This window comes from Sphingobacterium sp. GW821-FHT03E03 (genome assembly GCF_059420745.1).
Genome location: NZ_JBWKUH010000021.1, coordinates 41,031 through 53,861 on the forward strand (window position 1 = coordinate 41,031; position 12,831 = coordinate 53,861).

The window sequence follows — 12,831 nt, forward strand, 5'->3', positions numbered from 1 at the left end:
TTGTAAGCAGGCACTATAAACAGACAGGCTTCTTAATATATTAAGAAGCCTGTCTGTTTATAGTGTAATTTACCTTTAGCTTAGCGCGGGCTCTTGCTGACTCAAGCAATGAAAACTACCCAGTCCCCAGATAATGTCTACGGAGTTAATTCCGATAACTTTTCGTGTCGGAAAACATCCCTGAATAATATCCAATGCTCTTTGGTCATTAGCGTCGTTGAAAACTGGAACAACGACAACATCATTTGCGATATAAAAATTTGCATATGACGCCGGAAGTCTGGTGTCCTCATAGATCACCGGCGCTGGCATCGGTAGCTCGACGATATTAAGCGTTTCTCCGTTTAATAATCTGAAGGAACGAAGTGTTTCAAGATTTTCCTGGAGGATGGCATAATTTTCATCTTCCGGATTTTCTTCGACAACAGTTAAAACGGTGTTTTCATTCACAAACCGTGTAATGTCGTCAATATGACCATCTGTGTCGTCTCCAATGATTCCGTCACCTAGCCATAATACCTGATCTTGTCCATAGAATTCTTTGAGGTAAGTCTCAATCTGTTCTTTCGTATAATCAGGGTTTCGGTTTTCATTGAGCAGACATGCTGTTGTCGTCATTACTGTTCCGGCTCCGTTGAATTCGACAGAACCACCCTCCATGACGATATTCGGTGTGAATAAAGAAAGGTTGAACTCTTTAGCTATCCGTGTAGGAACGACATCATCCAGATCAAAGGGTGGATACTTGCCACCCCAGGCATTATAGCCCCAATCAACAACCGCTTTTGCGCCTGAATTTTGATTGATCAGGAAAGCGGGGCCATGATCTCTACACCAAGCGTCATTGGTTGGATTGAAATAAAATTCAATATTGCTTAAATCAGCGGTTACTTTTTTCAATTCTGCGATGGCAAATGCCTTCATATCTTCGTCAGCAATATTAATTCTGACTTTCTGTCCAACAGCAACAGCTTTAATGAACTCGCAATAGGGCTGGTATATGGTGTCAATTTTTCCAGGCCAAGATTCCTCCTTATGAGGCCAGCTCAACCACAAAGCTTCTTGTCTTGCCCATTCTGCGGGAAACGAAAAACCTTGTTTTTTGGGAGAGTTGTCAAAATATGCCTGTGTGAAAGTGCTTTCTTGTTCCATGCTTTAAAATGTAAAAAGCCATTTTAATCTGTTCTTCTTTTGATGAATTACAAAATTAAAATGGCCAATATGATTTGATATTAGTCTTCGTCAATAAAACGTTTGGTGATTGGAGAATATGTTTCAATTCTGCGATCCCTTAGGAATGGCCAGTGTTTTCTGAAATAATCAGATTCAGCTAGATCTAGTTCAACTACTTCAATTTCTTCTTTATCGTGAGAAGCGAGGTATAACAGTTTACCTTGTCCATTTGCAACAAAGCTACCGCCCCAGAATTTCATGGCGCCATCCTGCTCAAATCCGACACGGTTGACAGATACCACTGGTACGCCATTTGCTACAGCATGAGAACGCTGAATGGTTTGCCAAGCATTGTATTGATCTTTGTTGGTTTCTTCGTCCTGATCTGTAGCCCAGCCAATCGCAGTTGGGTAAAATAAAATTTCGGCACCCATTAATGCAGTGATCCTTGATGCTTCCGGATACCATTGGTCCCAACAGATTAATATACCTATTCTACCAAATTTTGTTTTGAAAACTTTATAACCTAGATCACCCGGTGTGAAATAGAATTTCTCATAAAATGCTGGATCATCTGGGATGTGCATTTTACGGTATTTGCCTAAATAGGAACCATCAGCATCTAATATGGCGGTCGTATTATGATAAAGACCTTCAGCTCTTTTTTCAAATAATGAAGCGATAATAACGACTCCTGCTTCTTTCGCAACAGCAGATAGGGCATCTGTAGATGGACCAGGGATAGATTCAGCCAGTGCGAAATTGTCATAATCTTCTACATCGCAGAAATATAAAGAGGTAAAGAGTTCTTGCAGACACACAATTTGCGCACCTTTTGCAGCGGCTTCTTTTACTTTAGCGATTGCTTTTTCGAGATTCTCTTGTTTGCTTGCGGTACAGCTCATCTGTACAACTCCAACTTTTACTTTGCTCATTCCTTAATGCTTATTTAATTCGAGCACAAAGATACTATTCTTAATTTAGATTTGATTGTCACCCGAAAAACAAAAAGAGCTCTTAGAGCTCTTTTCGTAATCTTGCAACCGGTATGTTTAATGCTTCCCGGTATTTAGCTACCGTTCTGCGAGCAATATTGTAACCTTTTTCTTTGAGAATCTCGGTCAATTTCTCATCGGCAAGTGGTTTGCGCTTGTTTTCTTTTGCAATGCACTCTTCAAGTATTTTCTTGACCTCTTTATTCGAAACTTCCTCCCCGGAGTCTGTTTGTATTGCCTCAGAGAAAAATGATTTTAATAGAAATGTCCCAAATTCTGTTTGCACATATTTAGAATTTGCCACACGGGAAACGGTTGAGATATCCATGTCGATCTTATCCGCGATATCCTTTAAGATCATGGGTTTCAATTTACGGTCATCTCCAGTAAGAAAATAATCGTATTGGTATTCCATGATGGCATTCATTGTCTTGAGCAGTGTCTGTTGACGTTGTTTGATTGCGTCAATAAACCATTTTGCAGAATCGAGTTTTTGTTTGACAAACTGTACCGCTTCCTTCATTTTCTTGTCCTTTTGATCGGATTTTTCGTAATGTTCAAACATGTGCTGATAATCCCTGCTTATGCGGAGTTCTGGTGCATTACGTCCATTCAGAGTTAAATGCAGGATGCTATCATTGTTGCTGATATGAAAGTCTGGGATGATATGGAGTTGTTTTCCGGCTACTGCACCAGAGTCACCTGGTTTGGGGTTGAGCTTTAAGATTTCATTGACGACATTTTTCAAGTCCTCAGAAGATACGCCTAACGATTTCTCTAGTTTGTCATAGTGCTTTTTAGTGAACTCGTCCAAATAATTGGAGACGACTTTAATAGCAAGTTTAATGGTTGGATTGTTCGTGTCTTTTTTTTGTAACTGTATCAAAAGACATTCTTGTAAATCTCTGGCACCAATTCCTGCAGGCTCAAAATCTTGAATCACTTTTAGCATTTCTAACACTTCATGTTCTTCGGTCATTACATTTTGACCAAAGGCCAGGTCATCTACCAGATTGATGATCGGACGTCTTAAGTACCCGTCGTCATCCAGACTGCCGATAATCTGTTGGCCCACTAAAAAGTGCTTATCATCTAAAGCGAGGAGGTCTAATTGTTGTTGTAATTGTTCATAGAATGAATGTTGAATGGCAACGGGCATTTCTTTTCTTTCATCGTCGTCATCACCGTAATCATATCCATTTCCGTAATCTTTGTAGTCGTCTTCTTGTATATAGTCTTCCAAACTGAAATCATCTGAATCGAATCCTTCTTCGTTATCAAAGTTGTCATCCGGATCTTTATCTGGATATTCTTCTATTGGATCGGTCATATTAGTCAAGCTACCATCTTCTAAAGCGGGGTTTTCTTCTAATTCTTCTTTTATTCTGGCATCTAATGAAACTGTTGGTACCTGCAACAATTTAATAAATTGAATTTGTTGTGGAGACAGTTTTTGTAATAGCTTTTGTTGTAATGTCTGTTTTAACATGCTAATAGTTGACTAGTTTACATCTAAATTTAAACAAATATCATTATTATTTTAAAATAAAATAGATAATAAATCAAAAGTAGGTATAATATTTGCGGAACCTAGCGACTAACTTATTGATCTAAACAACGTCCTTCTTCATTTTTTTGTTGTTTTAATTCCATAAATTGGAAATAGCAAGTCATGTACGGGGTGTTTTTTGTCAATTGTCTCCGCTCAAATACATGCTGGTTTTTTATTGTTAAAAAATGTAAATAGTTGGTTAGGGACATTTATTTAGTTGTATATTTAGCCCCTGAAACAGATATAAACGCATATTGGGTGGGGGATAAAACCTTTTGATGATTCAATATGTTGAATATAAGATAAATTTCCATTTATGTTTAGACGTATTAAGAATCGGATTCTTCGTTATCTCGTTATTGCAATATATTTCGTTATAGTTTTGGTTTGTGCTATACAACTTAATTTTTTGTGGCTTTTTGGCTACTCGCCTACAAAAAAAGATATCATTATGCCAAGTGTCAATATTTCGACAGAGCTGTATACTGCTGATAGTGTATTGATAGGACGATATTTTGACGAGGATAGAAATCCAATCCCTTTTGACAGTATTCCTAAAACTGTTATCAATGCATTGATAGCAACCGAGGATGTGCGTTTCTATCAGCACAATGGTGTTGACTTTTTGGGGCTTGGTTCAGGCATTGTTTCAACATTAAAGGGAGATAAACGTGGAGCGAGTACGATAACGCAGCAGCTTGCTAAGAATCTTTACCGCACCCGTTATAATAAGGCGGGGGGACTATTGACACGTTTGCCTGTTGCAGGCTTGGTCATTACCAAATTTAAAGAGTGGATGACCGCTTATAAGCTTGAGCAAAGGTATACGAAGAACCAAATTTTAGAAATGTACCTTAATACAGTTTCTTTTAGCAATAATGCATATGGTATAGAAACCGCTGCAAAACGTTATTTTTCAAAAGGAGCAAATCAATTGAATCAAAATGAAGCGGCTGTATTGATTGGTATGTTAAAGGGAACGACCTTATATAACCCGATCAGAAATCCGGAAAAGGCATTTGACCGCAAAAATACGGTATTGAGCCAAATGCATAAGGGTGGCTTTCTGAAAAAAGAAGAGTATGATGCGCTGGTTAAAGAAAAGATAATTTTGAATACCAATAATCAAGATGTGAATGCCGGAGGGGATTCATACCTACGTACGGCTGTAGCTAAATGGTTGGAAAAATGGGCTGAAGAGAATAATTACGATATCTATACCGATGGGTTGAAGATTTATACAACCATCAACTCTAAGCTTCAGAAGCACGCTGAAGAGGCTGTAGCAAAACAGATGACGGAATTACAGCAACGTTTAAACAATACTTGGGATGGCCAGGAGCCATGGCGTGATCTTTCCGGAAAAGTGATCCCAAACTTTTTGGAGAACCTAGCTAAGAAAACACCTTACTATGAGTTTCTGAGTAAAAAATATGCCAATACTCCAGATAGTATCAATTTCTTCTTGAATAAGAAGAAAAAAATGGAAGTCTACAATTGGAAGGATAATGGTAAGATTGAAAAGGAAATGTCTACGATGGACTCCCTGAAATATTATGCGATGATGTTGAATGCGGGAATGATGTCGATGGATCCTTATTCGGGCGAAATTAAAGCTTGGGTAGGGGGGATAGATCATCAATATTTTAAATATGATCACGTGATGCAGGCGAAACGACAAGCGGGTTCGACATTTAAACCTTTCGTTTATTTGGCAGCTTTAGAGTCTGGAATGTCACCTTGCGATAAGATTACGGATAAACCTGTTACAATAAAGATTGATAAAGGGGATTCTGTTGAAGTATGGGAACCTAAAAATGCAGATTGGAATTTTTCCTATCGGGAGATGTCTTTGCGCCATGCTATGGCTAGATCCATCAATTCGGTTACTGTTCAGTTGACGGACATGGTGACACCTGCAAAGGTAGTGGATGCTGCTCAGCGCTGTGGTATTACAAGTAAGCTAAATCCAGTAGCGTCTGTTGGATTGGGACCTAATGATGTGTCGGTATTTGAGATGGTTAACGGTTATTCTACGATGATGAACCATGGTGAGCGGGTAACACCGATACTGGTTTCTAAAATTGAAGACCATGATGGAAATGTGATTGCCACTTTTCAGGCGGAACGCAAACAGGTGGTCGATAAGCAGGATGCTTGGTTGATGACCTATATGTTGAGAGGTGGGATGGAAGAGCCAAGAGGTACATCGCAAGGCTTGTGGGAATGGGATCTTTTTGATAAAGAAAATGAAATTGGTGGGAAAACTGGAACTTCCTCAGAATATGTTGATGGTTGGTATATGGGGGTGACTAAGGATTTAGTCACTGGAATCTGGGTTGGGTGTGATGAAAGAAGTATACACTTTAAGAATTCGCATACTGGCGAAGGTTCACGTACAGCCTTGCCTATATTTGGTGTATTTTTAGAATCTGTTTATAAGGACAAGCAACTGGGCTATACACAGGGTAAATTCCCTGAATCTACGGTCGAAATCACGAAATCCTATAAATGTGAGACACCGCGTTATAGCGATCCGGAGCCAGAACAAAGTGATTCAACAAATGTTGAAGAGCAGACGGACGAGGGGTTTATTGGGCCTGAAGAAGAGTCTACAGAGGGTGGAGCTTCTGAACGCAATAATAATGAAGGTGGTGCCGGTGAAAACACAGGAGCGTTAGAGAATACCTCATCAACCTAAATTAATAAAGCGTTTATCCTCTTTTGGATCTATAACAAAATAACAAATAGCAAGCTGCCTAATGAGAATTGGGTGGCTTTTTTTGTCCTATTATGTATAGCTAGGCCGCGTAATTGGTGTTTCTCTTTGGGTAGGCTTGGTGCTGTTGCGGGTAGAGGTTATTCCAGTTAGGATTATTCTTGCGAATAACTCGTTCTATCTGCATGCGTGTGAAATTTTGCAATTCGTTCATTCTTCTTTTTGCGCATGCTAATTTTGAAAAAGCTTCAGAATAGATGATTCTATTTAAATGGGGACCCTGTTGAAGAATAAAGCTATTGGCTTGTTGAAGCTCCATTACTGTGCTAAACATATTGGATGTGAAGTCGATTTCAAAGTATCTTCTGTTGTTGTCTGTTAATATATATACAATAAAATTGCTCATAATGCTAAATTATTTGGATGTTTAAATTTTATTTACTAATTTTATTGGCACAATATTACTAATAAATTTAGTTTTTGCAAAATATTTTTTTTGAGAAAATAATATGTCAAATATTTCGTCCAACTTGAAATTCCTTCGAAAAGGAAAGAAAATTACGCAGCAGCAATTTGCTGATATCATGGAGATTAAACGCGCTTCTGTAGGTGCTTATGAGGAAGATAGAGCGGAACCTAAATATGAATTACTAAAAAAAATTGCCGAGTTTTATGGATTAACCATGGATGAATTGGCGAATGATGTGATTGATGAAAAGTGGAAGCCTGTACCTAAAAGCAATGCGTCAAATCTCAGGGTATTAAGTGTGACTGTTGATGGCAATGATCGTGAAAACATCGAGTTAGTGCCGGTTAAAGCAAGTGCGGGTTACTTAAATGGTTATGGTGATCCGGAGTATGTGGCTGAGCTTCCTAAGTTTTCACTACCCATGTTTGGACAGGGGACTTTTCGAGCTTTTGAGATTAAGGGCGATTCGATGTTACCTTTACCCTCAGGGTCCATTATTGTGGCGGAGTATGTCGAAAATTGGCACGATATAAAGCCGGGACATACCTATGTTGTTGTATCCCGGGAGGAGGGAGTTGTCTATAAGCGTATTGCATTTAAATTTAAAGAGGATAAAGGTTTAAAGCTTGTTTCTGATAATAAAACCTACGAACCATACTGGGTTGAGACCCCCGATATTTTAGAGGTTTGGCGGGCAAAAGCTTTTATTAGTACTCAGCTGCCAGAGCCGACTCCTGAGCCAACAATGGAAACATTAACCAGTATGATGGCACAGATGCAAAAAACAATTAATGCAGTTGTTGATAATTCAAAATAATAGAAAAAATACTCCCGTTGCTGTTGGGGTATTTGTTTTTTATTTTATAAAATACTATATTTGCATATCTGAAAGGAAGGGGGCTCGTATTGCCCCCTTTTTTTAATACAATTAATTTAGCATTCTAGGCAGTAGAACAATGCAAGATGTAGAAAAAAGAGTCATTGAACTCATAGAGGAAAAAATAGCAGATCGCGAGGATTTGTTTATTGTTAGTGTAAAGATGCGTCCAAATAAGATTTTGGAGATCCTCTTAGACGGGGATAACGGTGTTAATATTGATGATTGTGCACAAGTGAGCCGCCATGTCGGTTTTCATTTGGAGGAGGAAAATGTCGTTGATAATGCTTATCGTTTGGAGGTTTCGTCTCCAGGTATCGATTCAAATTTTGTTAATAATCGGCAATATCAAAAAAATATAGGCCGTACTGTACAGGTCAAGTTGGATGATAATACAAAAATCGAAGGGACCTTATTGACGGTGGATGAGACAAAGATTAGCATTCTTCAAAAAGTAAAAGAAAAAGGTAAAAAAGCGCAAGAGGTGGAAAAAGAACTTCCTTTTGATCAAATAAAAGCAACAAAAGTGGTAATTTCATTTTAAAAATAATGAGTAACAGCAACATCAATCTGATAGACTCTTTTCAGGAGTTTAAGGAGTTTAAGAATATCGATAGACCTACGGTCATTACAGTATTGGAAGAGGTTTTTCGTAGTATGATCCGTCGTCGTTTCGGTACGGATGAAAATGTGGATGTTATCGTGAATCCAGATAACGGGGATTTGGAGATTTGGAGAACGCGTGTCGTTGTTGAAGATGAATTTTCTGAGGATGATGATCTTGAAATCGAGTTGGCGGAAGCACGAAAACATGATGAGGACCTTGAAGTAGGTGATGATTTTATCGAACAGATCACTTTGGAAAGCTTTGGACGTCGTGCTATTTTAGCTGCTCGTCAAACGCTTGTTTCTAAGGTATTAGAACTTGAGAAAGACGAAGTCTTTAAGAAATATAAAGATAGAGAAGGAGAGCTGGTTATTGGTGAGGTTTATCAGATCTGGAAGAAAGAGATCTTGGTATTGGATGAAGATGGTAATGAATTGATTTTGCCTAAATCGGAACAAATCCCTGCTGATTATTTCAAAAAAGGTGATGGTATTCGCGCGGTGGTTCATAAAGTAGATATGATGAACAACAATCCGAAAATCATTATCTCACGTACTGCACCGGCGTTTTTACAACGTTTGTTTGAACTTGAGGTCCCTGAGATCTTTGATGGTTTGATTACGATCAAGAAAATTGTCCGTGAACCAGGAGAGCGTGCTAAAGTGGCAGTGGAGTCTTATGATGACCGTATCGATCCAGTTGGAGCGTGTGTGGGTATGAAAGGATCACGTATTCACGGTATCGTTCGTGAATTGCGTAATGAGAATATTGATGTTATCAATTTCACTACAAACCATTCCTTATATATTGCCCGTGCTTTGAGCCCTGCTCGAATCAGTTCAATTAAGATTGATGAGGAAAATAAAACCGCTGCTGTATACTTAAAATCGGATCAGGTTTCGTTAGCAATTGGCCGTGGTGGACATAATATTAAATTGGCTGGTAAATTGACTGGTTATGAGATTGATGTTTATCGTGAGAATGATGAATTTGATGAGGATGTGGATATCGAAGAATTCAGCGATGAAATTGAAAGCTGGGTTATTGATGAATTGAAGCGTGTAGGTTTGGATTCTGCAAAATCTGTTTTATCACTCAGTGAGGAAGAGCTCGTTAGGCGTACCGATTTGGAAGAAGATACCATTCGTGATATCCTACGTATATTGCAGGCTGAATTTGAATAAAATTCAGCTTGTTAATTTTTTTCTATCTAACATTCGGAATAAATTGTTTATGGATGGAAAAAAACATATTTTTGTAATTATATTAAAATAGTTTATATTATAGATGACTGAAGGAAAAGGAACAAACTTGCTTAAAGCAGCAAAGGAACTCAACATCGGGATACATACTGCCGTGGAATGTTTAGTGAAAAAAGGATATGATGTAGAAGCAAAGCCTAACACTAAATTGAGCGGAGAGATGTATGGTGTGCTGTTAAAAGAGTTTCAGGGAGACAAATCACTGAAAGATGAAGCTAAACAAATTGTTATTGGCAAAATTCGTCGTGAGGAGTCGCCGTCCACTTCTCCTAAAGAATCGTCTAGAAATGAGGATTTTGAAGAACATGAGGAACCAAAAGAAATCTTGGTTAAGAATACTGTAGAAATCCCATCTGTCAAAGAAGTCACTCCTGCCAAGCCTGAGGAACCTGTTCATCAAGGTGGTATGAAAGTGGTTGGCAAAATTGATCTTGATGCCCTGAATAGAGGTGGTAACAAGCCTAAAAAAGAGGAGTCTTCCAAGGAGGAACCTAAAATTACGCATGACACACCTGTAGAGACTAAGGTCGTAGAGAAAGTAGTAGAGCAGAAAGAAGCCGAAGTTAAAGCTCCGGTCATCGAAGCGAAAAAAGAAGAACCAAAGGTTATAGCGCAAAAAACCGAAGTCGTGGCACCTCGGGTAGAAGCTCCCAAACCTGAAGTAGATAAAACTGAAGTAAAAGCAACTCCGGTTGTAGAGACAAAAACCGAACCTGTGAAGGTAGAAGAAAAGAAAAAAGACGAAACAGCACCTAAAGCTGCTGTACCAGTAACTCCAAAAGTGGAGCCTGTGAAAAAAGAAGGAGATGATATTATTTCTGCTCGTGCAGAAAGATTGACTGGTCCTAAAGTAATTGGTAAGATTGAATTGCCTTCTGCTAGACCTTCGCACAAACCTGTGGCATCATCTTCAAATGCTGGAAATAATAATGAGAAACGTAAACGTAAGCGCACGAATCCAATTGGTCCAGTAAATCCGAATGCGGGACAAGGTCAGGGTCATAACAACCAGAACCGTGGTCCTCGTGATGGAAATAATAACCACAACCGTGACCAACAAGGGAACAGAGGTGGCAATCAAGGAAACAACAACACTCCGAACAACCGTCCCGGACAAAACAACCAGCATCCAGGCAGACCAGGGCAAGGTGGAAACAACCAGCATCAAGGTAGACCAGGACAAGGTGGAGCAAGACCGCAACATGGTCGTTTTGACAATAGAGGAAAAGGAAGACCTGTTGAGAATAAAGAAGAACCTTCTGAAAAGGAAATCCAAGATCAAATCAAAGCAACACTTGCTCGTTTAAGTGGAGCGGGTAAATCCGGTAAGTTTGCACAACGTGCGAAGTTGAGACGTCAGAAACGTGATGATGTCGCTCAACATGCGGAAGAAGCTGCAATGGAGCAAGAATTGATGGCGAAGGTATTGCGTGTCACAGAATTTGTTACAGCAAATGAGCTAGCAAATTTGATGGACGTTCAAGTAACACAGATTATCGCGACTTGTATGAGTTTAGGTATGTTTGTGTCTATCAACCAACGTCTAGATGCGGAAACTTTGACTATCGTAGCAGATGAGTTTGGCTATCAAGTTGAATTTATTAAACCTGAAGATGAGGAAACTGCGGAACTAGAGGAAGCAGATACTGAAGCGAATTTGGTGCCTAGAGCTCCAATCGTAACAGTAATGGGACACGTTGACCACGGTAAAACATCTTTGTTAGATTATATCCGTAAAGCAAACGTTACTTCTGGTGAGGCGGGTGGTATCACACAGCATATTGGTGCATACGCGGTGAAATTGGATGATGATCGTAAAATTACATTTTTGGATACACCGGGTCACGAAGCCTTTACGGCGATGCGTGCACGTGGTGCCAAAGTAACAGATATCGTTATTATCGTTGTTGCGGCGGATGACGCAGTCATGCCACAAACGAAAGAGGCCATCAATCACGCACAAGCAGCAGGTGTACCAATCGTATTTGCATTTACGAAGGTGGATAAACCTGGTGCAAATCCTGATCGTATCCGTGAGCAGCTTTCTGCAATGAATATCTTAGTTGAGGATTGGGGCGGTAAGTTCCAAGCGCAAGAGATTTCTGCGAAAACTGGGGAAAATGTTGATCTTCTTTTAGAAAAAGTTCTTCTGGAAGCTGAAATGTTGGATTTGAAAGCTGATCCGAAAAAACGTGCTGTTGGTTCGGTGATCGAGGCAGCGTTGGACAAAGGCCGTGGTATTGTAACTACAGTATTGATTCAAGGAGGTACGCTTCGTGTCGGAGATCCAATTTTGGCAGGTTCGCATTCTGGTAAGGTGAAAGCGCTAACCAATGAAAGAGGCGAACGTGTTAAAGAAGCGGGACCTTCTGTACCTGTACAGATTTTAGGTATGGCTGGAGCACCTACAGCTGGGGATAAGCTTTATGTTCTTGAAAGCGAATCTGAGGCTAGAACTGTAGCAAACAAACGCCTTCAGTTACAACGTGAACAAGGTATGCGTGCAACGAAACATATTACCTTGGATGAGATCGGTCGTCGTTTGGCTATCGGTAACTTTAAGGAACTTAATATTATCGTAAAAGGTGATGTGGATGGTTCTATTGAAGCATTATCAGATTCATTGTTGAAATTGTCAACAGATGAGATCCAAGTAAATATTATCCATAAATCAGTAGGTGCGATCTCTGAATCAGATGTATTATTGGCATCTGCTTCTGACGCGATCATCATTGGTTTCCAAGTACGTCCAACACAAAATGCACGTAAATTGGCTGAGAATGAGCAAATCGACGTTCGTCTATACTCTATCATCTATGATGCTATCGAAGAGATTAAATCTGCGATGGAAGGTATGTTGGCTCCGAAATTTGAAGAGAAAATTGTCGCTGAGGTTGAAATTAGGGAAACATTTAAAATCTCTAAAGTGGGTACCATTGCGGGATGTATGGTTAGAGAAGGTAAAATCAATAGAAATAATGATATCCGCATAATCAGAGAAGGTGTGGTTATCCATACAGGTAGATTGGCTTCCCTGAAACGTTTTAAAGACGACGTCAAAGAGGTTGCACAAGGTTACGAGTGTGGTTTGAACATTGACCGTTTCAACGACATCCAGGTAGGTGATATCGTAGAGGCTTACGAACAAGTAGAAGTAAAACGTAAACTGTAATATTC

At 39.4% G+C, this 12,831-nt stretch carries 9 protein-coding genes; 5 read left to right on the plus strand and 4 right to left on the minus strand.

From position 1 onward, the window contains the following. Window positions 1-75: 75 nt before the first annotated feature. The 3 genes from AC07UV_RS19335 to rpoN all read right to left on the minus strand — a co-directional run bounded on the left by AC07UV_RS19335 (window position 76) and on the right by rpoN (window position 3,657). Window positions 76-1,152, minus strand: a complete 1,077-nt coding sequence (locus AC07UV_RS19335) for an agmatine deiminase family protein (protein WP_495184941.1) — start codon at window positions 1,150-1,152, stop codon at window positions 76-78. A gap of 80 nt (window positions 1,153-1,232) precedes the next feature. Beyond that, window positions 1,233-2,108: a carbon-nitrogen hydrolase gene (locus tag AC07UV_RS19340; protein WP_259182795.1), complete on the minus strand. Its 876-nt coding sequence runs from the start codon at window positions 2,106-2,108 to the stop codon at window positions 1,233-1,235. An 82-nt stretch (window positions 2,109-2,190) separates the two neighbouring features. Continuing rightward, entirely contained in the window at window positions 2,191-3,657 is a 1,467-nt protein-coding gene (rpoN, locus tag AC07UV_RS19345) for an RNA polymerase factor sigma-54 (protein ID WP_282255492.1), read from the minus strand. A gap of 514 nt (window positions 3,658-4,171) precedes the next feature. Here rpoN and AC07UV_RS19350 point away from each other — a divergent pair. Continuing rightward, window positions 4,172-6,421 (plus strand): penicillin-binding protein 1A, encoded by a 2,250-nt coding sequence (locus AC07UV_RS19350; RefSeq protein ID WP_495184942.1) that lies wholly within the window; start codon window positions 4,172-4,174, stop codon window positions 6,419-6,421. 100 nt (window positions 6,422-6,521) lie between these two features. On the opposite strand, the gene AC07UV_RS19355 is transcribed toward AC07UV_RS19350, so the two are convergent. Then, a complete protein-coding gene (locus tag AC07UV_RS19355) occupies window positions 6,522-6,845 on the minus strand; it encodes a GIY-YIG nuclease family protein (protein ID WP_495184943.1) in 324 nt (107 codons plus the stop codon). 103 nt (window positions 6,846-6,948) lie between these two features. Here AC07UV_RS19355 and AC07UV_RS19360 point away from each other — a divergent pair, with 103 nt between their 5' ends. The 4 genes from AC07UV_RS19360 to infB all read left to right on the plus strand — a co-directional run bounded on the left by AC07UV_RS19360 (window position 6,949) and on the right by infB (window position 12,826). Next, a complete protein-coding gene (locus AC07UV_RS19360) occupies window positions 6,949-7,725 on the plus strand; it encodes an XRE family transcriptional regulator (protein WP_120258423.1) in 777 nt (258 codons plus the stop codon). Window positions 7,726-7,864: 139 nt separating this feature from the next. Next, window positions 7,865-8,329 (plus strand): ribosome assembly cofactor RimP, encoded by a 465-nt coding sequence (gene rimP / locus AC07UV_RS19365; protein WP_495184944.1) that lies wholly within the window; start codon window positions 7,865-7,867, stop codon window positions 8,327-8,329. A 5-nt stretch (window positions 8,330-8,334) separates the two neighbouring features. Next, window positions 8,335-9,576, plus strand: a complete 1,242-nt coding sequence (gene nusA, locus AC07UV_RS19370; RefSeq protein WP_120258421.1) for a transcription termination factor NusA — start codon at window positions 8,335-8,337, stop codon at window positions 9,574-9,576. A gap of 103 nt (window positions 9,577-9,679) precedes the next feature. After that, window positions 9,680-12,826 (plus strand): translation initiation factor IF-2, encoded by a 3,147-nt coding sequence (gene infB, locus AC07UV_RS19375; protein ID WP_495184945.1) that lies wholly within the window; start codon window positions 9,680-9,682, stop codon window positions 12,824-12,826. The last annotated feature ends 5 nt before the right edge of the window (window positions 12,827-12,831 follow it).